19 protein-coding genes are annotated in these 23,769 nt (G+C 58.2%); 4 read left to right on the forward strand and 15 right to left on the reverse strand.

What is annotated here, in order from left to right; translation table 11 throughout:
• The first annotated feature begins 32 nt into the window (after window positions 1-32).
• A complete protein-coding gene (locus ACFFSY_RS02455; protein WP_377489351.1) occupies window positions 33-2,843 on the forward strand; it encodes a glycosyl hydrolase in 2,811 nt (936 codons plus the stop codon).
• A 140-nt stretch (window positions 2,844-2,983) separates the two neighbouring features.
• On the opposite strand, the gene ACFFSY_RS02460 is transcribed toward ACFFSY_RS02455, so the two are convergent.
• Complete coding sequence (locus tag ACFFSY_RS02460; RefSeq protein ID WP_377489354.1) at window positions 2,984-4,069, reverse strand: stalk domain-containing protein; 1,086 nt, start codon at window positions 4,067-4,069, stop codon at window positions 2,984-2,986.
• A 244-nt stretch (window positions 4,070-4,313) separates the two neighbouring features.
• A complete protein-coding gene (locus ACFFSY_RS02465; RefSeq protein WP_377489357.1) occupies window positions 4,314-5,600 on the reverse strand; it encodes an adenylosuccinate synthase in 1,287 nt (428 codons plus the stop codon).
• A 113-nt stretch (window positions 5,601-5,713) separates the two neighbouring features.
• Between ACFFSY_RS02465 and ACFFSY_RS02470 the strand changes: the two genes are divergently transcribed.
• Window positions 5,714-6,592 (forward strand): LysR family transcriptional regulator, encoded by an 879-nt coding sequence (locus ACFFSY_RS02470; protein WP_377489360.1) that lies wholly within the window; start codon window positions 5,714-5,716, stop codon window positions 6,590-6,592.
• Window positions 6,593-6,714: 122 nt separating this feature from the next.
• On the opposite strand, the gene ACFFSY_RS02475 is transcribed toward ACFFSY_RS02470, so the two are convergent.
• Window positions 6,715-8,151 (reverse strand): S41 family peptidase, encoded by a 1,437-nt coding sequence (locus ACFFSY_RS02475; protein ID WP_377489363.1) that lies wholly within the window; start codon window positions 8,149-8,151, stop codon window positions 6,715-6,717.
• 181 nt (window positions 8,152-8,332) lie between these two features.
• On the opposite strand from ACFFSY_RS02475, the gene ACFFSY_RS02480 reads away from it, so the two are divergent.
• Window positions 8,333-9,142 carry a Cof-type HAD-IIB family hydrolase gene (locus ACFFSY_RS02480; RefSeq protein WP_377489366.1) on the forward strand — a complete coding sequence of 270 codons (810 nt, stop codon included), beginning with the start codon at window positions 8,333-8,335 and terminating at the stop codon, window positions 9,140-9,142.
• A 115-nt stretch (window positions 9,143-9,257) separates the two neighbouring features.
• On the opposite strand, the gene ACFFSY_RS02485 is transcribed toward ACFFSY_RS02480, so the two are convergent.
• From ACFFSY_RS02485 to ACFFSY_RS02535, 11 genes are all read right to left on the reverse strand, one after another.
• Window positions 9,258-9,869 (reverse strand): hypothetical protein, encoded by a 612-nt coding sequence (locus tag ACFFSY_RS02485; RefSeq protein WP_377489369.1) that lies wholly within the window; start codon window positions 9,867-9,869, stop codon window positions 9,258-9,260.
• Window positions 9,870-9,951: 82 nt separating this feature from the next.
• Window positions 9,952-10,974 (reverse strand): serine hydrolase domain-containing protein, encoded by a 1,023-nt coding sequence (locus ACFFSY_RS02490; protein ID WP_377489372.1) that lies wholly within the window; start codon window positions 10,972-10,974, stop codon window positions 9,952-9,954.
• 199 nt (window positions 10,975-11,173) lie between these two features.
• Window positions 11,174-12,562 carry an MATE family efflux transporter gene (locus ACFFSY_RS02495; protein ID WP_377489375.1) on the reverse strand — a complete coding sequence of 463 codons (1,389 nt, stop codon included), beginning with the start codon at window positions 12,560-12,562 and terminating at the stop codon, window positions 11,174-11,176.
• Between the two features lie 135 nt (window positions 12,563-12,697).
• Window positions 12,698-13,678 carry a phosphotransferase enzyme family protein gene (locus ACFFSY_RS02500; protein ID WP_377489378.1) on the reverse strand — a complete coding sequence of 327 codons (981 nt, stop codon included), beginning with the start codon at window positions 13,676-13,678 and terminating at the stop codon, window positions 12,698-12,700.
• Between the two features lie 96 nt (window positions 13,679-13,774).
• Window positions 13,775-14,704, reverse strand: a complete 930-nt coding sequence (locus tag ACFFSY_RS02505) for an AraC family transcriptional regulator (protein ID WP_377489381.1) — start codon at window positions 14,702-14,704, stop codon at window positions 13,775-13,777.
• A 374-nt stretch (window positions 14,705-15,078) separates the two neighbouring features.
• Complete coding sequence (locus ACFFSY_RS02510; RefSeq protein WP_377489384.1) at window positions 15,079-16,143, reverse strand: sulfate ABC transporter substrate-binding protein; 1,065 nt, start codon at window positions 16,141-16,143, stop codon at window positions 15,079-15,081.
• A 34-nt stretch (window positions 16,144-16,177) separates the two neighbouring features.
• Window positions 16,178-17,242, reverse strand: coding sequence for a sulfate/molybdate ABC transporter ATP-binding protein (locus ACFFSY_RS02515; RefSeq protein ID WP_377489387.1), 1,065 nt, complete (start codon window positions 17,240-17,242; stop codon window positions 16,178-16,180).
• Between the two features lie 3 nt (window positions 17,243-17,245).
• The gene (locus ACFFSY_RS02520; protein ID WP_377489390.1) at window positions 17,246-18,043 is read right to left on the reverse strand and encodes a sulfate ABC transporter permease subunit; all 798 of its coding nucleotides are present in this window, start codon (window positions 18,041-18,043) and stop codon (window positions 17,246-17,248) included.
• On the reverse strand, window positions 18,040-18,801 hold the full coding sequence (cysT, locus tag ACFFSY_RS02525) for a sulfate ABC transporter permease subunit CysT (RefSeq protein ID WP_377489702.1): 762 nt from the start codon (window positions 18,799-18,801) through the stop codon (window positions 18,040-18,042). The genes ACFFSY_RS02520 and cysT overlap by 4 nt, the downstream gene beginning before the upstream one ends.
• A 392-nt stretch (window positions 18,802-19,193) precedes the next feature.
• Window positions 19,194-19,826 (reverse strand): YigZ family protein, encoded by a 633-nt coding sequence (locus ACFFSY_RS02530; RefSeq protein WP_377489393.1) that lies wholly within the window; start codon window positions 19,824-19,826, stop codon window positions 19,194-19,196.
• Between the two features lie 48 nt (window positions 19,827-19,874).
• Complete coding sequence (locus ACFFSY_RS02535; RefSeq protein ID WP_377489396.1) at window positions 19,875-21,224, reverse strand: glucose-6-phosphate isomerase; 1,350 nt, start codon at window positions 21,222-21,224, stop codon at window positions 19,875-19,877.
• A gap of 571 nt (window positions 21,225-21,795) precedes the next feature.
• Here ACFFSY_RS02535 and ACFFSY_RS02540 point away from each other — a divergent pair.
• Window positions 21,796-23,094 carry an NAD(P)-binding domain-containing protein gene (locus ACFFSY_RS02540; RefSeq protein WP_377489399.1) on the forward strand — a complete coding sequence of 433 codons (1,299 nt, stop codon included), beginning with the start codon at window positions 21,796-21,798 and terminating at the stop codon, window positions 23,092-23,094.
• 142 nt (window positions 23,095-23,236) lie between these two features.
• Here ACFFSY_RS02540 and ppnP read toward each other — a convergent pair whose 3' ends face one another.
• Window positions 23,237-23,554, reverse strand: coding sequence for a pyrimidine/purine nucleoside phosphorylase (ppnP, locus tag ACFFSY_RS02545; RefSeq protein ID WP_377489402.1), 318 nt, complete (start codon window positions 23,552-23,554; stop codon window positions 23,237-23,239).
• Between the last annotated feature and the right edge of the window lie 215 nt (window positions 23,555-23,769).

Genomic DNA, 23,769 nt, shown 5'->3' on the forward strand with positions numbered 1-23,769 from the left:
TAAGCGTTATCATCAAATCATAGGAGGTTCTAATGAAAAAAGTATCCATCTATTTGCTGCTTGTCACGCTGCTCGCGACGCTGCTCCCGGCTCAAGCCGGCGCATTCAGCGGCGAGGTCCCGCTCGGCTCGGGCTCGTACTCGACCGTGCTGCCGCCGGGGGCCACGAATACGCAAGGCACCATCTATAAGACCGGCAACGTCTCCGGCCCGATGCCGACCAACGACTGGTGGAGCAACCTCGCCTGGGACACCTATTCCGAAGCGCAATACCCGCACCCGCTGGCGGTCAAAAATCAATCGGACGGCTTCCGCATCTACTACCCGGGCAGCCGGATTACGGCCAACTCGTCCTGCGTCTGCGGCTGGATCAACGACATCCACGATTTTACGGTCGGCCATAGCGCCGTCGCCACCTTCCCGGATGCCAAAGTCGACGGCTACAGCGACTGGTTCGTCAAGGCGAACTACCAAAGCGGCGCCAATGCCATGAACGTCTCGTACGGGCACGGCTCTCCTTATGTCTACTTCAATTTCGCGGGCGGCAATCCGAAGCTCTCCTTCTACACGCCGCCGACGGTATGGTCGGGCAGCGCGTCCACGCCGGTGCTCGGCATTACGATGGAAGGCGCGCATTACGGCCTGTTCGGCGCGAACGGCAGCACGTGGAGCGGCATTGGCTCCAAGACGCTGACGAACAACGGCAGCTCGTATTTCTCCATCGCCGTCCTGCCGGACAATACGCAGGCGACGCTGAACAAATTCGCGCAATACGCCTATTCGCACGTGACAGGCACGCAGGTCAGCTACGCTTACAACACGGCGGCTAACCAAGTGACGACGACGTACACGTACACGACGCAGGCGAAGCAGGGCACGCAGACCGGCACGATTTTCGCCCTCTACCCGCATCAATGGAAGAATTCGACGAAGGCGCTGCTGCCATACACGTACAATTCCGTGCGCGGCACGATGAAGGCTGCCGAGGGCACCTCGTTCCAGACGACGATGAACTTCACGGGCGTGCTGCCGATGCTGCCGGATAAAGGCTCGTACAACAAAGCGACGCTGCAGCAGTACGTCAACGAGGCGGAAGCCGAGACGTACACCGGCACGGCCGATACGTACTGGGTCGGCAAGCGGCTCGGCAAGCTCGCGACGCTCGCGCCGATCGCCGATCAAGTGGGCGATACGGTTGCCGCGACGAAATTCCGCAACGAGATCAAATCCATTCTCCAGAACTGGTTCAAAGCGAGCGACGCAGCCGGCAATCTGAAAAGCCAAAGCGTCTTCTACTACAACAGCAACTGGGGCACGGTCATCGGCTACCCGGCCAGCTACGGCTCGAGCGAGGAGCTGAACGACCATCATTTCCACTACGGCTACTTCATCAAAGCGGCGGCCGAGGTGGCACGCGTCGATAAGGCATGGGCGCAAAGCTGGGGCCCGATGGTCAATCTGCTCATACGCGACATCGCCAGCACGAACCGCAGCGACTCGATGTTCCCGTTCCTGCGCAACTTCGATCCGTATGCCGGCCACTCCTGGGCTTCCGGGCACGCCCGCTTCGGCGATGGCAACAATAACGAATCGTCCTCCGAGGGGATGAACGCGTGGGCCGGCATGGTGCTGTGGGGCCAAGCGACGGGCGACACGGCCGTCCGCGACGCCGGCATCGCGCTCTACACGACGGAGATGAACGCGATCAACGAATATTGGTTCGACGTGGCCAACACGAACCGCCCGGCCAGCTTCACCCGTTCGACCGCGAGCATGGTATGGGGCGGCAAGACGGTCGGCGACGGCACGTGGTGGACCGGCAATCCGGAGGAAGTGCACGGCATCAACTGGCTTCCGTTCACGTCGGCATCGCTCTACTTGACGCACTATCCGACCTACACGAACAAGAACTATAACGCGCTCGTCAGCGAGAACGGCGGCACCAATTTCGACGCGTGGGAAGATTTGATCTACATGTACCGCGCCATCTCGAACCCGACCGAGGCGAAGAACTTCTGGAACGCCCGCGGCGCGGCGCTCGGCGCGGAAGCCGGCAACTCCAAGGCGAACGCCTACCACTGGATTTATAACCTGGATGCGATGGGCAACGCCGACCCGACGATTACGGCGAATACGCCGCTCTACGCGGTATTCAACAAGAACGGCGTTAAGACGTATATCGCCTACAACATGAGCAGCTCGCCGATTACGGTCACGTTCTCCGACGGCACGGTCGTGAACGTCCCGGCGAACAGCTTCAACACCGGCAACGGCGGCGGCGGCGGTGGCGGCGATACGCAAGCGCCTTCCGTGCCGACGAATCTGGCTTCCACCAAAACAAGCACCAGCGTCACGCTGACGTGGAACGCGTCGACGGACAACGTCGGCGTCACCGGCTACGACATCTATCGCGGCGGCGCGCTTATCGGCTCCTCGCAGACGACGAGCTATACGGACAACGGCCTTGCGGCCGGCACGGCGTACAGCTACACTGTCCGCGCGAAGGATGCAGCTGGCAACGTATCCGCGGCGAGCGCGGCGCACAACGTCACGACGAACACGAGCAGCGGCCAATACGTGACGGCGGACTTTACCGCCACGGTGACGAAGCCGACCTCCTCGACGGAGAAAATCACGTTCAAGCCGACGACAACCGCCCTCTATGTGGATATCCACTACACCGTGAACGGCGCGAATCAGCAGAACGTGCGCATGATCAACAACAACGGCACGTGGGAGCATACGATCAGCGGTCTGAGCGCTGGTCAGGCCATGGATATCTGGTTCACGTACGAGAAGTCCGGACCGCAGTACGACTCGCCTCACTACACGTATACGCACTAAGAAGGTTAAGCCGGGAGCGAGGGTAGGATCACGACAATCCCGGCGGATAAAATGCAGCATGCAAAAAGGCGTCGCAGGGTCACAGACCCGCGGCGCCTTTGCTCTTTGGACGTGCTTTACGAAACAATCGTACATATCCCTTAGCCGACCGCGTCGCGCAGCCGCTTGCGTACTTGCTCCGTCAACGCCAAATCATGCCCGTTCTGCGGATTGAGCCGGATGTCAGCCGAGAGAATGATCAAGCCTCGATCGTAATACACCTGATTCCCCAGCGCCTCGGCAATCGTCCGCATCGGCACGAATGTACGGCCGTTCAAGACACGAAGCGATCCTCCCCCGCCTTCACCCTCGCCGAAGACCAGCCGCTTGCCCGCATGCGACACCGCGACTTCCCGCTTATTCGCGTCATAGTCGACCTTCGCCACGAAGGCGCTCGCGGCGAATCGCAGCGGCACCAGCGTCACGCCATCCCGCACATACGGCATGACGGCCGCATCCTCCGGATCGACGGTACCCGGCTTGCCATACAGCAGCACGGCCGGCCCTTCGACCGACAAGATCACCGACTGCTCCAGCAGGATGGCGAGCTCGTCTTTGCATTCGCCGTTTTTGTACAAAATCATATAGTTCTTAATACGGTCGATCGCTTCTTGACGCATGTCCTTCTTCAGCGACTTGTCGTTCAACACGCGCTCGATCGCGCACCAGCCATACAACGCTGAATCGGGATTCGTCTGCGACTGCGCGAGCGCGTAGATGAGCGAAGCCGTCAGGCTGTCTTGCATCGCGTCTCTGGCCGCCGCCAGCCATGCGGTGTCGGGCGCCGAGTAATGATCCATCGCCTTCAGGTAGCCGAGGACGAACACCTCGTCCGGCCGCAGCGTCTTCACCGCGAGCGAGGATAACGCCTTGCCGTACGCCAGCTTGGCGTATTGTTCCGCGAGGTCCCGCTCCTCCCATGCGCCAGCGCCCGAATAGATCGCATGAATGGCGGCCGCCTTCTCGGCGAGCACGATCTTCTCTGACGCAAGGAACGCCGCCACGTCCTTCGTTAATCCACCGCGCTTCGCTTCGGCTACCTTCGTAACGTTCGCGTAAGCCTCATGGAAAACCGTCGACGTAAGCGGAGAGTCCGCGTGTACCGTCCCGACCTGCCATTGCAGTGACGCCAGCACGATCAGCGCCATCATAGCAGTCAGAATACCTATTCTAAACCTGAATGGCATTTGTTGTTCGCCTCCTCTTGCAACACAGCCTTATTCGGAGCATGAGCCCGCCTATGCAACAAACCGATAAAATGAAACATTAACCAAATTATATCTCACGTCGCGTACATCGAACAGGCAAGCGGCCGCTACGATATGTAGGCATCGCAATGGGGTGGAGCGCCGCAGCCGCTTCGAACGGCAAAAAGAGCCTGAAATGAATCAGGCTCTGCTCTCCCCACTATCCAGCGACTACGCTCGCCAGCTATTCGTCCCGGACGATCAGCTGATCGCGCCGCGGTCCGACCGATACGTGCGAGATGCGCACGCCGATGGCTGCTTCCATGAACGCCACGTAATTCCGCGCTTCCGGCGGCAGCTCTTCGAACGCGCGCGTATCCGAAATATCCCCGCGCCAGCCCGCGAGCTTCTGCCAGACCGGCTTCGCCCCCGCCAGCCGCGCGCTGGCCGGGAACCGGTCCGTTACCGTGCCATCCGTCAGCTCGTAGGCGATGCAGACCGGAATCTCGTCCAGATAGCCGAGCACGTCGAGATTCGTAAGCGCGACCGACGTTGCCCCTTGGACCGAGCAACCGTAACGGGTCGCCACCGCGTCGAACCAGCCGACCCGGCGCGGCCTGCCCGTGTTGACGCCGTATTCGCCGGCATCGCCGCCGCGCCGACGCAGCTCCTCCGCTTCATCGCCGGCAAGCTCGGCGACGAACGGTCCCGCGCCGACGCAGCTGGAATAGGCCTTCGTGACGGCCAGCACGCTCGATATGGCATGCGGAGGCAGCCCGGCGCCTACCGGCGCGAATCCGGCCAATGTTGAAGACGAGGTTGAATGCGGATAGATGCCATGATCCGGATCGCGAAGCGCGCCCAACTGGCCTTCTAGCAGAATCGATTCGCCGCGGCCGTAGGCTTCCAGCAGCAGCCGCGAGACATCGCACATATAAGGACGCAGCCGCTCTCCCGTCTCCATTAGCTCCGGCAGCAGGTCGTCCGCCGCCATCGGCTTGCGCCCGTAGAGATGGACAAGCAGCACGTTTTTCGCCTCCAGCAAACGTTCCAGCCGCTCCCGCAGCCTGCTCTCGTCGAACAGATCCGCAAGCTGGATGCCGAGCTTCGCGTATTTGTCCGCGTAGAACGGCGCGATGCCCATGCGCGTCGAGCCGAAGCTGCGCGCGCCGAGCCGTTGTTCCTCGAGCTCGTCGAACAGCCTATGGACGGGAAGAACGAGCTGCGCCCGGTCGGAGATGCGCACTCGCGGAGCTGGCACGCCTCGCTCGGCCAGCATGCCGATTTCCTTCAGCATAATCTCCGCGTCCAGCGCCGCGCCCGGGCCGATCACGTTCGTCACCTCCGGGTTGAACACGCCGGAGGGCAGCATCCGAAGCGCGAACTTCCCGTACTCGTTGATGATCGTATGGCCCGCGTTGCTCCCGCCTTGGAAACGCACCGCGTAATCGGACTTCGCCGCCAGCGCGTCCGTCATCTTCCCCTTGCCCTCGTCGCCCCAATTGGCACCTACGATCGCTGTAACCGTCATTCCCGTCGCCTCCCGAGCATCTTGTTTTCCTCTGCAAGCCTTATTATAATTTCGGGAGATGCCATTAATAAAATGGATATAACTAATACCAGTCATAAAATGAGGTAATGACTATGGAATTCAGTTTGGAGTGGTACCGCGTCTTCTATTGGACCGCGAAGCTCGGCAGCCTGACGAAGGCCGCGGAGCAGCTGCACATTACGCAGCCAGCCGTCAGCCATACGCTCAAGCAGCTGGAAGCGGGGCTTGGCGGACCGTTGTTTTTCCGCACAGCGAAAGGCGTTACGCTCACCGGCGAAGGCGAGATGCTGTTCCGTTACATCGAACAAGGGATGCAGCTGATCGATCTCGGGGAGCGTAAGTTAGCCGAGATGCACAATCTCGAATGCGGCGAGATCAGCATCGGGGCGAGCGACACGCTGTGCCGGCATTTCCTCCTGCCGCAGCTGGAGCGGTTCCACCGGCGGTATCCGGACATCCGAATCAAGGTGACCAACCGCACGACGCCAGAGACGCTCGCGCTGCTGAAGGAGGGCCGCATCGACTTCGGTCTCGTCAACTTGCCAGCGGACGACCCGAAGGTCGATTTCCGTCCGAGCGCCTCGCTGCAGGAGTGCCTCGTCGGCGGCCCCGCCTATGCGGAGCTGGCCGGAAGTCCGCTGCCGATCAACGATCTTCGCCGCTACCCGCTTCTGCTGCTCGAATCCGGCGGAAGCACCAGACGCTTCCTCGACGACTACGCGCTGGCTTGCGGCGCGCACCTCGCGCCCGAATTCGAGCTCGGCAGTCTCGACCTGCTCGCTCAGTTCGCGCAGAGCGGCTTCGGATTAACGATCATCGCGCGCGAATACGTGACGGACCAGCTCGCCTCCGGCCTACTGGTGGAGATTCCGCTGCATCCGCCCATCCCCGCGAGGCATATCGGGATCGCGACGTTGAAGGGGGTTCCGCTGTCGTCGGCCGCCAGCCGGTTCCTCGAATTTCTGCCCTAGCGCATAACTACAAAAAGCCGCGACTCGGCTGCCGGAAGGCATGCCGAATCGCGGCTTGCGTTATACATTTCGTAGGAGCGCCGCCCCCCGTTGTCCGAGCGGGCGCAACGCGGCAATCAAGCCTACTTCGAAGCACCCGATATTGCCGTCTTCAGCGTATCCTCCGCCTTCTTCCGCTGCGGATCTTCGCGGTTATACCGCTCGGCCAGCAGCGTCGTCATCCGGTACGCCGTCTTGTCGTTCAGCACGCCTGTCCCCGGCAGCGCTTGACCGCGTTGGAACTGCTCGACCGCCCGCTCCATCGCGTCGTCGAACACGCCTCCGACTTCGCCCGGCAAGTATCCGAGCACCTTGAGCATTTGCTCGGCCGTCTTCACCTGATCGCCGTAGTCGCCGTTCTTGAGCGCAAGTCCGATCGGCAGCGAAGAAAGCTGCGTATACGCAGGCGGCTCGACCACGGTCGTCGGCTCGATGCCCTTCTTGTGAATCCAGCTTCCATCCGGCGTAATCCACTGCGCCTTCGTGAGTTTGAGCACCGAGCCGTCGTCCAGCTGAGTGAACTGCTGCACGATGCCCTTGCCGTACGTTTTCTCGCCGATGACCGTGGCTCCGGCCTGTTCCTTGAGCGCGGCGGTCAACACCTCCGCGGAGCTGGCCGTGTGCCCGTCGACAAGAATCGAGATCGGCAGCTTAAGCGGCTTCTCCTCCTCCGACTTGTGCGTGACGACGTGCTTCTCGCCCTTGCCGACGACCTGCAGAATCTTCTCGCCCTTCGGAATGAATCGGCTCGCGATCTGGATGGTCGGGTCCAGCAGACCGCCCGGGTTGCCGCGCAGATCGAGCAGCAGCCCCTTCATGCCCTTCGCGGTCAGCGCCTCCAGCGCCTTATCGAACTCGTCGCCCGTCTTGTCCGCGAATCGTTCGATCGTAATTTGGCCGATGCCGCCTTCCTTCATCTCATACTCGACCGTCTTGACCGGCACCGAGCCGCGCTTCACCGACAGCTCGATCGGCTGCTCGGCCCCCTCCCGCGCCAGCGTCAGCTTGACCGTCGTCCCTTCCTTGCCGCGCACCATGCCGAGCAGCTTATCGGATGCCATGCCTTTGGCCGCTTGGCCGTCGACCGCCACGATCGTGTCGTGATCCTTCACCCCGGCCTTCTTGGCCGGCGCGCCTTCGATCACCTTCTCGATCACGAACGCGCCGTCCTCCTGGCGCACTTCGACGCCGATGCCGACGAAATGATCCTCGTACGACTCCATGTAGGCTTTGCCCGCTTCGCCCGTCAAATAGACCGAATACGGATCGTCGAGCGATGCGACCATTCCTTCGACCGCGCCATCGACCAGCTTCTTGTCATCTGCCCCTTCCAAGTAACCGTTTATGATGTCGTTATACGCATAGCTTAAATTTTCAAAGTTCTCCGCCTTCAAAATCGGATGCTGCAGCACCATCGAATACCTGCCAGCCAAGAAAACGGCCACGACCGCCACGAGCAGCAGAAGCCCCTGGATCGTGCGTTTGCGCTGCGTCATCGCTTCTTCGCCAAATCTGTTCATCGCATCTCTCTCCGTTCTCAACAGTCATGCTGATCCTCTCACTTTATCGCACATGGACAGCGCCAAGCAAGCGGCGAGACCCGCGTCAACCGTGGCGAAACGGTGAATAAATCTTGTTCCCCCCTTCGATTTGGGCTACAATCAAAGGCAAACATAGACAACCAAAGGAGCGGAAGCAACCATGCCTTACAAACTGATCGCCATCGACATTGATGATACGCTGCTGTCCGACGAACTGATCGTCACCGAAGCGACCAAATCGGCGCTGAAAGCAGCGGCCGCGCAAGGCGTGTTCGTTACGCTCGCGACCGGGCGCATGTTCCCGTCGGCGAAGAAAATCGCGGCTCAGGTCGAGCTGAACGTGCCGATCATCACCTATCAGGGGTCGCTGGTCAAGACGCTGTTCGACGAGCAGGTGCTCTACGAGCGCAGCGTGCCGAAGGACGCAGCGAAGGAACTGTTCGCGTTCTGCAAGGAGCACAACCTGCACCTGCAGCTGTACATCAACGACGAGCTGATCGTGCAGGAAGACAACGAGAAGGCTCGCCGCTATTCCGCGCTCTCCAAAATCCCGTTCGTCGTCGAGCCGGATTACGACAAGCTGCTGGATCAGCCTTCGACCAAAATGCTCATCATCGACGATCCCGACTACCTCGACGAAGTCGCGGCCAAGCTCGCGCCGATCATCGGCGACCGCGTTCACATTACGAAATCCAAACCGCACTACTTGGAGTTCACCCATAAAGAGGGCACCAAAGGCCACGCCATCACTTTCATGGCCGAGCATATCGGCTGCACGCTGGACGAGGTCATCGCAATCGGCGACTCGTGGAACGACCACGAGATGATCGAAGTCGCGGGCCTTGGCGTGGCGATGGGCAACGCGCTGCCGAAGCTGAAGGAGATCGCCGACTACGTCACCGCTTCCAACAACGAGGACGGCGTGGCGCAGGTCATCGAGAAGTTCGTGCTGAATCCGGCGCAGGTCTAGGAGCGGACAGCAAGGTATAACAAAGCGCAGCAGGCATGAGCCTGCTGCGCTTTTTGACAATCTCGTCTCTGATATGAACCCTAAGCTCTTCGCCAGAGCACCTACCAAGTAAAGGCTAATCTGTCGTCCTCAACGTAAAATCCGCGGCGATCACATGACACGTGCCCATTTTCATCAGACGCTCCTTACCCGTATCCGAGTAGTAACGGCAGGCGTTCACGATGCGCAGCAGATCGGCATACGGAGCATACACCCGCTTCACGATATCGACGATCTCTTGCGGTCCCTGAATGAGCTGGATGTAGTCGTCTTCTTCGCCAGGCTGCAGCGGTTCCCGATAATCCGGAACGAAGTCGGCAATGAAATCGCCGGCGAAGTAAGGCTCCAGCAGGCCTTGAATGCCCTCGATGAACTTCCCGGTCATCTCGGCGTTCGTATATACCGACCGCGGCACCGACACATCGAACAGCGGCTTCGTATAGTTGAACAGGGCAGGATGGTCATCCAGGATTTCGATATATCGAAATTCGTCCATAAGGCACAACCTCATCTTTTGCACGCCGACGCAGTCCAGCTCCCAATGCTTCTGCGTTCGAACAAGATTGCCCCAGACATCTTGATACAACGCGATCGTGAGCACCATATTATCGCCTTCCGTTACGGCGCGTTCAATTCGAAACCATCCGTCCGCCGTTTCATCGATGGCTCGTTCCAGCACGTCAAACATTCGCGATCTCCGCCTTCTTTCGATGATAATCATACCGCCTTTGCGCGCATTCAATTCATCGCGGCCGCGTTCATTACGCAGCTTAACAACTCATCCCGTTAGCCGCTAACGCCTTCAATCCTTCGTCTGCCAAATTGCCGAATTCCCGAATATCGCGCAAATAATCATACCCATGCGGATTGCTTAATTGGTTATACATCCGGACGACGATCGCGTCATAGTCCGGCACCACCAAGCAAGCACAGCCCGTAATGCCGAGCATTTGATACGAGCTGGCGGGCAATAGCTTGCCGATTTGTCCGAGCGGCGAATTGCTGGGCAGCCACCAGATGAACCCGTGCCTCGGCTCGCCAGGGGGAACGGATGACGGCGTAATGGGCATCACGACACGTTCGAACACAGCCCCAGGGATCTGCTGCTCGCCATTGAACCATCCTGCTTTGAGGTGCAAATAACCCCACTTGGCCAAATCCCGCGCGCTGACGAACAAATTGCTCTGCTCCCCGGTGTCGCGGTCGTTGGGCCCCACCCATGTATCGGGGTCGCGATAGTAATTGTAAATCAAATCCGCCTCGGGCGCGGTTCTCCATCCCGTCTCGCGGAGTCCGTAACGATCGAAGACATGCTTTTGCATAAAAGCGCTAAGGTGCAAGCCCGACAACGCATGGACGAGCCGAATGAGCATCGTAATGCCAATGTTTCGGTAAGCCCAGCCTTCTCCGGCGGGAAATTCGCGAATCAATCGCCCCTCTGCCTCGTTCAGACCATGGGAGTGGGTGAGCAGATGACGAAGCGTCACCCCTTTGGCGGCAGAAGCATATTCCGGCAGGTAGGCGCCGATTTCGTCGTCGATGTCCCGAATGGCCCCGTGCTCGATCAATAAGCTAATGGCCAGCGCCAGATACGTTTTGCGAACGGACGCGACGTTGAATTGAGACTTGGCATCCACCCGGCGCGAATTTGGCGACTCGTCGTGCGTGCCGGCATACCATTCGTTCACGACCCGGCCGCGCTGGATGATATAGACGGCCGCGGCGGTAGCGCCGATATCGGCTTGTACTTGACGCGCATAATCGTTTAGACGGCGAAAATGATCGTTGACCACGTGAATCGTGCGTCCCCTTTCCCTTAACCAGCTTCTTCCACCCCATTCCTTTCAAAACGAAGGAATCGAATTCCTGCTTGTTTTCCGGCTATCGGGAAACAAAAAAACAGCCAGCTTCAGACCGGCTGCTTGCGATTCGTTATTCCTATGATCATTTTGGCTGCTCGCTACCGATACCGCGGCCTTCTGCAAAGCACCGTCACACCAATTTATGCGCATACCACTTGCTCCCCCGGTACCGCCAAAGGAACAGCGCGCCTCGCACGCCCCATTCGCAGTTCATCGCGATCCAGACGCCGATGATGCCCATGCCGAGCGTAATGCCGAGCACATAGCCTAGCACGATGCGGAACAGCCACATCGTCAGCATCGACGTGATCGACGTGAAGCGCGAATCGCCCGCCGCCCGCAAGCCTGCAGGCAGGATAAAGCTGATCGCCCACAGCGGGATTTGCGCGATTGCGTTAATCATCAGCACCCAGAACAGATCGTCCACAATGTCGGCTGGCGGTTGGAATAGCGCGACGAGCGGATGGAACAGCGGCAGCAGAATCGCCGTCGTGAGCACGAACGACCAGGACCCCAGCCAAAGGAACGCGCGAATGAACATGCGGGCATCCTCGACGTCCCGCGCGCCGATACACTGGCCGACCACCGTTACGAGCGTGATGGAGAGCGCCACCGCCGGAATTTGATACAGCATGGCGATCGTCCCGCCGATCGCATTCGTGGCGATTGCGTGCGTGCCCAAGCTGACGATGAACACCTGGGTTAGCATTTTGCCGCCGTTGAAGAACATCTGCTCGGCCGCGAAAGGCAGGCCGATCGTCAAAATCTTCTTCAGCATCGACCACGGGACATGAAGCAGCGCCGTCAGTCGCAGATGGAGCGACACGTCCATCCGGATGATGTACCACAGCGCGCAGATGGCCGCCGCGTACCTGGCAATGTTGACCGCGATCGTCATGCCAAGCACCCCCATATCGAGCAGGGCAATGAATACGAGATTGAGCAGCACGTACAGCACGTTCATGATCAGCGACAGGGCAAGCGATACGCGCGACCGCCCGATGCCGCGCATGACGCCGCTGACCGCCTGGACGACGCCGATGCCGAGGAAAGAGGCGCAGCTGCCGACCAAGTACACCTTCGAATGGGACAGCACATCAGGCGACGCCGATCCAAGGAACAGCATGAGCAGCGGACCATGCAGCGCCATCACGACGATGCCGATGCCCAAGGCAAGTATCGCGACAGAGGCGATGCTGGCGCTTGCTGCTTTGGACACCATCGCATCATTGCGGCTGCCCTTATACTGCGCGACGACGACCGTCCCGCCCGTAGCGACCGCGACGAACACGTTGATCAGGAATATATTAAGCGAATCCACCGTGCTCACCGCACTGACCGCGGCCACCCCCGCCGAGCTGATCATGGCGGTGTTCATCACGTTGAAGCCGATAATAAAAGCCTGATCGATCAATATCGGAAGAAAGAGGGCGAAGACTTTCCGGTAGTCCATCGAGTTACCGGTCAAATGCTTATTCAGCAGTCCTTGCGTTCGCGCCCGTATCTGAGCTTGAGCCACTGGGATCACATTCTTCTCTATGGGAATGTACTACGTCTAGCAGGACTTATCTGGTTTTATATTACCACCCTGCCAGCGAACATACCAAACCCATCTGTGGCACAATGCTAGTCAATTCTCGCCAGCGACGTCCGTCTATAGCCGCGCAAAATCCAAGTCAATATAAGGCGTGTTATTCAACATGTTGTTGTAGAAGAAACGCCGCGCTTGCTCGTCCCATTCGCTCCAATCGGAAGCTTGGAAATCCCGGCTGCGATAGAGCGCGGACAACACGATCGCTTGCTTAAGTTCTAAGAACAGCGGGATTAGCTTTAACCACGAATCGGGCACGGCGTTTACGGCACTGTAGCCGTTCAGATAGTTGACGAAAAACCGCTTCGTAATCTCCTTCCGCAGCTCGTCGCCAACGACCCACGGGATCGGAATCTCGTAAAAGAGCGGCGTCGCGATATCCGACACGTACCAGCTGTATTCCGCCTGATCGAAATCGATCAGATAGGATGAACCCCCGTCATTCAAATAATTGCCGCTGCTAACATCGCCGTGAATAAGGCCATACCCATCATGCTCTTGAGGAAGCCGGCTCACTCCCTTTAGGATGCGGTCGAGCGGATCGTGCAGCGGTGACGGGCAGTAGGTAGTAAACGTGGTCAAAAACGCGTTCTCGTGCCACTCGTACCGCCGAGGCTGGCGAGGCGAATAGCGGCGCGACAGCTGATGAACTCGTCCTACCAATCGACCTAAATTTTCGTAGAACAGGTTGGATTCTTCGGCGATGCGGACATGCCGGCCCGGCACCTTCTCGAAAGCGGTCACGACAAAACCATCTTGAACCAGATGAACCTCTTCGCCCGTTACGGACGGGATCGGCCTTGGCACAGGCAAGCCCGCCTCCGACAAATATGCGACGAACTCCAATTCAGCCCGCACGGCCGCTTCATCCCGATGCGCCTGCGGCGCGAGGCGAAGAATGATTTCACGGTCACCCGCCATGCCGGCATACACGAAATTTTGAAAACCGTTCAAATCGCGCAGCGAATCCGGGCGAATCCCGAAACGTCCCGCCGCTTCTCTCAGAACCTCGGGAGTGAACAGCAGCTTTAATTTTTTATCCATGCGCACCACTTCCGTCTCGTATTGAATTTAGACTCAGTGTAATCGATGTCCGAGGCGCACGGTATGTAAATATCCGCTTTAGTTAAACTGTACGGCTTAGCCGCCCATTCGCCGAATCGGCACGTACAGATCGACCTTCGTCTTCCCTTCCGGATCGGTGGCCGGATTGTTCATGCAAAATTCGAGCGCATGCCGGTCGTCCGGCTCGTATTCGCTATTCGGCAGCCATCCGCCGTATACGCTCTGATAGGCAAACGCGAATTTGTCGATCGTATCGTAGAACTTGTACCGGGCATACAAGCCGCCCGGCAGCGTCTGGAACGCCACCTGGGGATCGCCGCAGCCTGCCAGCCGAATCGCATCCGGTACGGTGACGCAAGCCAAGTATCGGCACGCATACTCGTCGGTTACGCTTGGATCATCCAACGATATTCCCATAAATTGCTGCTCCGGCGGAAAAATCCGGTGCCGCTCCGCCCATACGCCGAGCGTCCCCCATGCTTTGTACGTGTCCAGGTAACTGCCCACATGAGTAACGTATGCCACGCTATAGCTCGGCAGCTCCACAACTTCGATATTCATGCCCCACACTCTCCTCAGAAAACTATGATGGTTATTGCTATGTCCATCATATCCTGCGGCTGGAGGCGACTCTTCCCGGATGTTGCTCGCGGCCGGCTGTATATTGCTCGGTTGCTTCAGCTTCTGCCGCATCTGGCTAGGCGTCGCTTCATACCGCTTCTTGAACGCGGCGTTGAAGCGCGTGAGCGAGCCGAATCCGCATAAGGAGGCGATATCAAGCATCGTTCTATCGGTCGTGCTCAAATACTCGAGCGCGCGGAGCAGCCGTCTCTCCGTGACATAAGCCATCGGCGCCTGACCTTGCAGCGCGGAGAACAGCCGCACGAAGTGATATTTGGAGAAATGAGACACGTCGGCCAGCTCGTCCAGACTGATCGCCGACTGCAAATTCGCCTCGATATAAGTAAGCACCTTCTGCAGGCGATTGCCGTAACCGTCGTTCAACACAGGTTCCCCCGATTCCGTTTCTTGTGTATGGCATGTCTACCATTTTACGGCACACTTAGTTGAATCGGAAGTTGAGAATTCGGTGAATGCTGGGGCATGCAAGCGCGCCGGACAGCGGACAGACTTGTCGAAGATTCGACACCGCGCAGCTGCACGCCTACACGAACAAAGAACCGCTCACCCTGTCCCCTTGGTCAGGATAAACGGTTCTTGATAACTGCCGCGCAAACTCGGCTTCCTTTCCGCAATCACGGTCCATGCTGTCTGCCAACGGCCGCTCTTTCACCCGTCCCGACGCGTTTAACCTGACAGCCTTGCAATCACGCTCCGGGTTACGTCCTTTGATTGGGCCTTAGCGCATCACGCTTGCATTACAGCCCCGCCAGTACCTGATACCAGATGCCTTTGGGCGAATACAGCTTCTCGCGCACTTCCGGCCAGCCCCCGAGGTAGCTAATATCGAACAGTTTCGGCGGCGTCTCGAACTTGCCCGCGATTTCCTTCGCGACAGTCTCGTTCACCGGCCGGAACCCGTATTCCGCGAAAACGCGCTGCGCTTCCTCGCCGTGCATGTAATCGACGAAAGCTTGCGCCACCTCGCGTGTCCCGTGCTTGTCGACATTGACGTCGACCACCGCAGCCGGATTCTCGATCAGAATCGTCGATTCGGGCACGACAATCGAATATTTCACGCCCTGCTTCAGCCGCGCCAGCAGCTCGTTCTCGTACGTGACGATAACGTCGCCTACGCCGTATTCGAAAGCGGCCATCGACGCGCGTCCGCTCTTATCAAGCGATTCCACATTCGCGTGAATTTGCTCCAGGAACGCCTTGGCGTATTCCGGGTCCTTCGTTCCGGTCTCCTCCTCCGACTTTATCAGTCCTGCGCCGTATATCGCGTTGATGTCCCATTGCGCGCCGCCGGACGTCTTCGGATTCGGATACAGCACCTTGATCCCGTCTTTCGTTAAATCGTCCCAGTCGCGGATGCCCTTCGGATTGCCATCCCGCGTGCCCATCACGACGATCGAGTTCGTAATCATGCCAGCGTTCGGCGCTTGGCGCCAGTCGTGGGTAATGAAGCCGGCTTTCTGAATCTTGTCGATGTCGCTCTCCATGGCGAGCACCGCGACGTCCGCCTCGAAGCCGCCTGCGATCGCCCGCGCCTGCGTACCGGACGCCTCGTACGACTCTTGGAACACCAGCTTCTGCCCTGTCTCCGCTTGCCACTTCGCCTGAAACTTCGGCAGCAGCTCCGCGAAGGCGTCTTTCGCGACCGAATACGCGCCGATCACAAGCGTCACGTCGCCTTTCGGCTGGGTGTCGCCCTCGGCCGCCGGCTCGTTCCCCCCGCTGCAGGCGGACGACACGAGCAATGCCGCCGCCGCGAGCGCGATGCCGAGCATTCTCCATCCTTTGGTCAGGGTAGGTCTCATCGTGCACACAACGCTTTCTATTAAAAGGTTCGAATCAAATATGCACCGGCATCGGATCTTCCTTCAGCTTGTTCTCCATAATCCACGTGTCGTTGTCGTTGAACAGATAAGCGCGATGAATGAGGACATGGACCTCTTCGCCCGGCTGCAGAACGTCCTTCTCCAAGGAACGATATGTGATCAGCTTGATGTCGCCGACCTCGACTTCGACCATCCATTCGCTGCCGCGGAAGTGCAGATGCTTCACTTTACCCGCAACGGTCGCAGACGGAATGCGGAACTCATGACGCTTGCCGATCTCGATATATTCCGGACGGATAAGCGCCTGCGTCCCCGGCCAGTTCGCCGCATCCTCGAAGCCGCGCAGCCGCTCTACCTGTTCGACCATCGTCGACTCGCCGATGAAGCTGGCGACAAACTGGGTTTGCGGGCTCTTGTAAATATCCCAAGGCGACCCCTTCTGCTCCAGCCGCCCTTTATTGATGATCATGATTTCGTCCGCGACTTCGATCGCCTCGTCCTGGTCGTGCGTCACGAAGATTGACGTGATGCCGACGCGCTCGATCATCTCTTTCAGCCACGTGCGCAGCTCGGTGCGAATCTTCGCGTCGATCGCCGCGAACGGCTCGTCGAGCAGCAGCAGCTGCGGCTCAGGCGCGAGGGCGCGGGCGAACGCGACACGTTGACGCTGGCCGCCGGAGAGCTGGTGCGGGTAACGATGCTCGAAGCCCTTCAGCCCCGTCAGCTCGATCAGCTGCATGACGCGCTCGCGGATTTGATCCTTTGATTGCTTCTTGACTTTCAGGCCGAACGCGACGTTATCGAATACCGTCATATGCTTGAACAGCGCGTAGTTCTGGAAGACGAACCCGATGCCGCGCTCCTGCGGCGGCAGATCGTTCACGCGTTTGCCGTGGAAAATGATATCGCCCGACGTCGGGCTCTCCAGCCCCGCCAGCATGCGAAGAATGGACGTCTTGCCGCCCCCGGAAGGACCGAGCAAGCCGATAAGATGGCCTTTGGCGATCTCGAAGCTGACATCGCGCACCGCATGAAAATCGCCGAATTGCTTGTTTAACCCGCGCACCTCGATATGCATCGTCTAATGCACTTCCTTTCTTTTCTTCGCCCATTCCATCAGCAGCAGCAAGCCGACCGAGAATGCCGCCAGCACGAGCGCTACTCCGTTGGCCGCCACGACGTTGAAGTTCTCTACATCTTGATAGACGAGCGTTGTCGCCGTCTGCGTCTTATTCATAATATTGCCCGATACGACCAGCACCGCGCCGAATTCGCCCAGCGAACGAGCGACCGTCAGCACGACGCCATAAATGACGCCCCAGCGGATCGATGGCCACGTGACGTGCCAGAAGGTGTACCACGAGTAAGCTCCGAGCGTCGAAGCCGCTTCCTCCTGCTGCGCGCCGATCTCCTGCAGCACCGGCATGACTTCGCGCACCATCAGCGGGAAGGTGACGAACAGCGTCGCCAGAATCATGCCCGGCAGCGCGTATACGATTTTGAACCCGATATCCTCGAAGAACGCGCCGAGCGCCGTATTCGGCCCGAGGATCAGGACGATCATTAGGCCCCCGATAACCGGCGATACCGCGTACGGCAGGTCGACCAAACTGTTGAGCAAGTTCTTAATCCTTCGGCCAAGCCAAGTCGCCCGGACGAGATAGAGCGCCAGCATAACGCCGAAAACCGTGTTCAATACGGTGACGACGACGACGATAATGCCGGTCATCATGAGCGCATGCAGCGATTGCTTACGCGTCAGCGCCTCCACGAACCCGCTCCAGCCTTCGGCCCAGGAGCCCGTGAAAATTTTGAGAATCGGAATGATGAGCAGCACGATAAAAACAAGATACGTTAGCGGAATCCAAATCTTTTTCATTTGCCGAGCCTCCTTGTCTGCACAAGGTTAACGGCCCAGAGAATGAGGAACGACAGCGTCAACAGCATGACCGAGACGGCTGCCGCTCCTTGCGGATTGTCGCTCTCGATTTCGCCGAAAATGTACACCGACGCGATCAGCGTCTTGCCCGGAATGTTGCCCGCGACAAGCACGACCGCGCCGAACTCCGCAAGCGCGCGGGAGAAGGCGAGCATCGCTCCGCTCGATATGCCAGGCAGCATCGACGGGAAAATCACCTTGAAAAACGTGTGCGACTTGGATGCGCCGAGCGTATACGCCGCTTCCTCCTCCGACTTGTCCATCTCTTCCAGCAGCGGCTGCACCGCGCGGATGACGAACGGGAAGGTCACGAACACCATGGCGACGACGATCGCGGGTTCGTGGAATACGATGTCGAAGCCAAATCCCGAGGTAAAGGCGCCTACGAGACTGTTCGGGCCGAGCAATAGCAATATCATGAGACCGCCGACGGCGGTCGGGAGTGCGAATGGCAGATCGACGAGGCTGTTCAGCAGCCGTCGTCCTGGGAACCGGTAACGAATCAGCACCCACCCGATCATCGTGCCCAGAAATATATTAATAACGGTCGCAATAATGGCGAGCTTGAGGGTAAGCAGCACGGCTTTCCATGCAAGCGGGTCGCTGATGCTTTCCCAGAATGGCGTCCAGCCCAGCTTGAACGACTGGGTATAGATGCCGAGAATCGGCAAAACGATGAGCAGGATGAAGTAGAGCATGATTGCGGACCGGAATCCGAAGCTCCACCATCGGCTGCGAAACCTAATGTTCAAACCGGCTTACCTCCTGACGCTTTCCTCGTGGAATGGCGGGATGCGATCTCTCAATTCCTATTAACTTACTAGGTATTGATTTATTTTAGCCGAATAAAGGATGTTCCGTCAATCCTGAAATCAACGAATCTGATGCAGTTTATAGCGATTGCTGATAATTGGTGCAAGGTGAGTGCAAAACAGCCCAATTCCCCGTCGTACAATGTCACTTATTCTTCCATCTTAAGCCAGTCCTTTATCCGGCGTACAGGCAAATTCGGCATGTGAAAAACCCCCGGCTTGAACGTCTCCGTCCTTGCCGAGGGTCGATCGCTAACGAAATATAGTTAGCCGAATCCTTATTCGCCATCAATGAAATACCGCTCTTCGCCGATCGTAATGATCGCCTGCCCTTGCGTCAAATCCGTCATCCACGCTGCGAACCGCTCTGCCTCCGGCGCCTCGGGGAGGCATGTCACGACGACGCGGTCGGTAAATTCCGTCCCTCCGACGCGAACGCCCCTCCCGTGCAGCTCGTTCTCCAGCTTCCCGTACCACGTGTAGTCGACATCGACGATTACTTCGCGATGCAGTACCTGCGTGATCGCTTCGGCTGCTTCCGTCGCGGCCACTGCCCCGTCGGTATACGCCCGAATGAGGCCGCCCGCGCCGAGCATAATGCCGCCGAAATATCGGGTCACGACGATGACAACGTTCTTCAGCCCCTGGTTCTTGATGACTTCCAGAATCGGCTTGCCCGCCGTGCCGCTCGGTTCCCCGTCGTCGGATTGCTTCTGAATCTCGTCGCGCTCGCCGATCATGTACGCGGAGCAGTTATGCGTCGCATTCCAGTTGAGCTTCTTGATCTCCTCGATGAACGCGATCGCTTCTTCTTCAGTCTCGACCGGTTTGCCGTAGCCGATAAAACGGGATTTCTTGATGACGATTTCCTTCTGCGCTTGCTTCCGCAGCGTCTTGTATCGGTTCAACATGCTGCTCTCACGCTCCTTGCTGCATGCGCCAATCGTTTCGCTCTTCGCCTACAGACGCGCTTCCAGCTCCGCTTTCTCCTTCTCGAAGCCCGGTTTGCCGAGCAGCGCGAACATGTTGCGCTTGTACGCCTCGACGCCCGGTTGGTCGAACGGGTTAACGCCGAGCAGGTAGCCGCTGATGCCGCATGCTTTCTCGAAGAAGTAGACGAGGTAGCCGAACGTGTACGGCGTCAGGTCTTTGATGTTCACGATGAAGTTCGGCACTTGGCCGTCCGTGTGCGCAAGCAGCGTACCTTCGAATGCTTTCTTATTGACGAAGTCCATCGTCTTGCCCGTCAGGTAGTTCAAGCCGTCCAGATCGTCGGCGTCATGGCCGATCGTGATTTGCTCGGCTACGTTCTCCACTTGGATAACCGTCTCGAAAATATTCCGGTTGCCCTCTTGGATGAATTGGCCCATCGAGTGCAGGTCCGTCGAGAAGTCTACGGAAGCCGGGTAGATGCCTTTGTAGTCTTTGCCTTCGCTCTCGCCGAACAGCTGCTTCCACCACTCGGAGACGAAGTGCAGGGACGGCTCGTAGTTGACGAGGATCTCTGTAACTTTGCCTTTGCGGTACAGGGCGTTACGCGCCGCCGCGTATTGGTACGCCTCGTTCTCCGCCAGGTTTGGGTTGCTGTACTCCGTTGCCGCGTCGGCTGCGCCTTTCATCATCGACTCGATGTCGATCCCGGCTACGGCGATCGGCAACAGGCCTACCGCGGTCAGCACGGAGTAACGGCCGCCTACGTCATCTGGAATGATGAAGGACTCGTAGCCTTCTTCGGTTGCCAGCTTCTTGAGCGCGCCCTTCGCTTGGTCCGTCGTCGCGTAGATGCGTTTGCGGGATTCTTCTTTGCCGTATTTGGCTTCCAGCGCCTCGCGGAACACGCGGAACGCCAGCGCCGGCTCGGTCGTCGTGCCGGATTTGGAGATGACGTTGATCGACCAGTCGCGGCCTTCGAGCACCTGCAGCAGGTGATTTACGTACGTCGAGCTGATGTTGTTGCCGGCGAATAGCACTTGAGGCGTTTTGCGTCGACCGTTCGGCAAAATGTTGTAGAACGAGTGCGAGAGCGCTTCAATCGCCGCGCGAGCGCCGAGGTACGAACCGCCGATACCGATGACGACAAGCACTTCGGAGTCGGATTGGATTTTCTTCGCCGATTGTTGGATACGCGCGAACTCTTCTTTGTCGTAGTTGTGCGGCAGGTCGATCCAGCCGAGGTAATCGGAACCGGCGCCTGTACCGTTATGTAATTGCTCATGCGCAACGCGCACCTGCTCAGCGAAATAATCCACTTCGTGTTGGCCAAGGAAGGCCAGCGCTTTGCTATAGTCGAATTTAACGGCTTTGGACATGATGAATCCTCCTAAATGTTTTGTGAGGGATACAACCTTGAATCTGCTTCGTAACAAAACTGACTTCGGAAGCATCCGCTTAGTTATTGCGAGGCTTTGCCCCTGCGTTCCAGCAGGAGCAATAACTCGCTTCGTAAGCATAGGCTTAGTTTTGTGGAGCATAAGCTCCCTCGATTCTTCTTCGCGACAAAAACTCGCTTCGGAAGCATCCGCTTAGTTATTGCGAGGCTTTGCCTACTGCGAAAGCAGTGAGCAATAACTCGCTTCCTAAGCATCAGCTTAGTTTTGTGGAGCATAAGCTCCCTTGGATCGCTTCGTAACAAAACTGACTTCGTTCTGCAAGTATACGCACTCGCGCCGCGGCACATCAGTGCAAAACCTCACTTGCGAGATCCGCTTTTTCCTTTATAACGACGGAACCAACCTGCTCGTCCCCATCTGAAAACAGCAACCTAAGAATAATGGATTTCCCCGCCGAAAACAAGCAAACACCGCCCTGCTTACCGTTTTCGACACCGTTTGTGGTAAGATGGGGAAAGTATGACTAACGCGTTCTGGGAGATGAGATACGATGAACAAAATCGGCTTTATCGGCCTTGGCGTCATGGGCGCGCCCATGGCGGCGAACCTGCTTCGCAAAGGTTACGTCGTGACGGTCTATAACCGCACGCCGGGCAAAGCGGACGAACTGATCGCGCTTGGCGCCGAGGTCGCAGACACACCGGCTCAGGCCGTCAATGGAAGCGAGCTCGTCATTACGATGGTGAGCAACGACGACTCGATCCGCGATGTTTATTATGGCACGGATGGCATTATCGCCTCCCTTATGCCGGGCACCATCGTCATGGACAGCAGCACGATTTCGCCTTCGCTCGCCAAGCAGCTGTACGCAGATATCGCCGCGAAATCCAGCGACTTCCTCGATGCGCCCGTTACCGGCAGCAAACCTGCGGCTGAGAGCGGCACGCTCGTGTTCATGGTCGGCGGCGACGAGCGCATTCTCGCCCAGACCTATGACGTCATCATGGCCATGGCTCGCAAAATCATTTATATGGGTCCGAGCGGCAGCGGCCAAACCGCCAAGCTAGCCCATAACACGATGGTCGGCATTCACGCTGCCGCCTTCGCGGAAGGACTCGCCATTGCTTCCAACGGCGGCATCGACGCAGCGGCTTTCCTCGACCTGGTCCAAGCAGGCGCCGCGAACAGCCGTTTCGCGGAGTTGAAGACGCCGAAGCTGCTCGACCGGGACTTCAGCGTGCAATTCTCGCTGGCGCTCATGCTAAAGGATCTGCGTCTCTCTTCCGCTTTGTCAGACAGCCTACGCACGCCGACGCCGGTTCTTGAAGCGGTCAAGAGCGTGTTCCAGGTCGGCGAATCGATGGGACTCGGCCACCTGGATATGGCTGCGCTCGTGAACTGCTACGAAGAGTGGACGAACAAGCGGTTCAGCGGCCCTGGCGCCGCTCCTGATGAGACGAATGCTCCGTCGCAACCTTCCGCCCCTGAATTCGAGGACAAGTCGGATCGCCGACGAAGCGAGCGGCTGTCGCTTCACATTCCGCTCAAGCTGTCTGTCTACCAATGGGAGCAAGAAGGTTCGTTCTCCGGCCAATTGATCGACGGCACCCTGATCGATCTGTCGGACCGCGGCGTCCAAATCGCGAGCAGTCATCCGCTTGAGCGGGACATGTTCATCGTGATCCACTTCCCGCAAGCTTCTCAGCTGCCTCCGGTTACGGGCCGCATTATCCGCATCGAACCGATCGGCGCCGAATTCCGTTACGGCTGCCTGCTCGCGGGACTGGCACCTTACCAGCGTCTTCAGCTGGAAGACTACATTAACCAGCAAGGCACAACAGCGGATTAACCTCTCGCCGCAAAATCCTTGTCAAAAAGGCTGTTTCCATCATCTCGCATCGTTGCCGGTCGCGAGGGGGGAAGCAGCCTTTTGTCATACGAAACGCGCCTCGCCGCAAAAGACGGCGTTTGCCGTTTCGCCTTGTGACGGCCTATTCTTGAATGTACGAGCAGCAGTAGTCGGTAACCGTCTCGATTTGAAGTTTGAACTTCGCGTTCGCCGGCACGGTGAATTCGCCTTCGCCGGAGATCGTGATCCACTCGGAGTCGCCTGGCAGCAGCACTTTCAGCTCGCCCGCGAGAATTTCCATGATTTCTTTCGTGTCCGTACCGAACTCATATTCGCCCGGCAGCATGATGCCCAGCGTTTTCTTCGTGCCGTCCGGGAAAACGACCGTGCGGCTCGTTACTTTGCCGTCGAAATAGATATTGGCTTTCTTCACTGCGGTAACGTTCTCGAATTGGGACATGGTCTGTTGACAGCTCCTTCATAACGTCGAATCGAATGATTGCTTTAATCATCTAAAGCTTTCCTGCGCGGAAGAATTCTAGTTGCAAGGCGAAACGGCTATCGCCGTCTACTGGCGGCGATGCGCGTTACGTTCCGAAGACATAGAGGCCGAAGTGTAAGCATGAAACTTATACGATCCTATATGTTAAAAAACGGGACTGGAAACCGCCCGAA

Source organism: Paenibacillus aurantiacus, assembly GCF_042431225.1.
Taxonomy (GTDB): domain Bacteria; phylum Bacillota; class Bacilli; order Paenibacillales; family Paenibacillaceae; genus Paenibacillus_Z; species Paenibacillus_Z aurantiacus.

Excerpts from the sequence above, each read along its gene's own strand:
- ACFFSY_RS02455 (WP_377489351.1), top strand. The coding sequence starts at position 33 with ATGAAAAAAGTATCCATCTATTTGCTGCTTGTCACGCTGCTCGCGACG.
- ACFFSY_RS02460 (WP_377489354.1), bottom strand. The coding sequence starts at position 4,069 with ATGCCATTCAGGTTTAGAATAGGTATTCTGACTGCTATGATGGCGCTG.
- ACFFSY_RS02465 (WP_377489357.1), bottom strand. The coding sequence starts at position 5,600 with ATGACGGTTACAGCGATCGTAGGTGCCAATTGGGGCGACGAGGGCAAG.
- ACFFSY_RS02470 (WP_377489360.1), top strand. The coding sequence starts at position 5,714 with ATGGAATTCAGTTTGGAGTGGTACCGCGTCTTCTATTGGACCGCGAAG.
- ACFFSY_RS02475 (WP_377489363.1), bottom strand. The coding sequence starts at position 8,151 with ATGAACAGATTTGGCGAAGAAGCGATGACGCAGCGCAAACGCACGATC.
- ACFFSY_RS02480 (WP_377489366.1), top strand. The coding sequence starts at position 8,333 with ATGCCTTACAAACTGATCGCCATCGACATTGATGATACGCTGCTGTCC.
- ACFFSY_RS02485 (WP_377489369.1), bottom strand. The coding sequence starts at position 9,869 with ATGTTTGACGTGCTGGAACGAGCCATCGATGAAACGGCGGACGGATGG.
- ACFFSY_RS02500 (WP_377489378.1), bottom strand. The coding sequence starts at position 13,678 with ATGGATAAAAAATTAAAGCTGCTGTTCACTCCCGAGGTTCTGAGAGAA.
- ACFFSY_RS02510 (WP_377489384.1), bottom strand. The coding sequence starts at position 16,143 with ATGAGACCTACCCTGACCAAAGGATGGAGAATGCTCGGCATCGCGCTC.
- ACFFSY_RS02515 (WP_377489387.1), bottom strand. The coding sequence starts at position 17,242 with ATGCATATCGAGGTGCGCGGGTTAAACAAGCAATTCGGCGATTTTCAT.
- ACFFSY_RS02520 (WP_377489390.1), bottom strand. The coding sequence starts at position 18,043 with ATGAAAAAGATTTGGATTCCGCTAACGTATCTTGTTTTTATCGTGCTG.
- cysT (WP_377489702.1), bottom strand. The coding sequence starts at position 18,801 with ATGCTCTACTTCATCCTGCTCATCGTTTTGCCGATTCTCGGCATCTAT.
- ACFFSY_RS02530 (WP_377489393.1), bottom strand. The coding sequence starts at position 19,826 with ATGTTGAACCGATACAAGACGCTGCGGAAGCAAGCGCAGAAGGAAATC.
- ACFFSY_RS02535 (WP_377489396.1), bottom strand. The coding sequence starts at position 21,224 with ATGTCCAAAGCCGTTAAATTCGACTATAGCAAAGCGCTGGCCTTCCTT.
- ACFFSY_RS02540 (WP_377489399.1), top strand. The coding sequence starts at position 21,796 with ATGAACAAAATCGGCTTTATCGGCCTTGGCGTCATGGGCGCGCCCATG.
- ppnP (WP_377489402.1), bottom strand. The coding sequence starts at position 23,554 with ATGTCCCAATTCGAGAACGTTACCGCAGTGAAGAAAGCCAATATCTAT.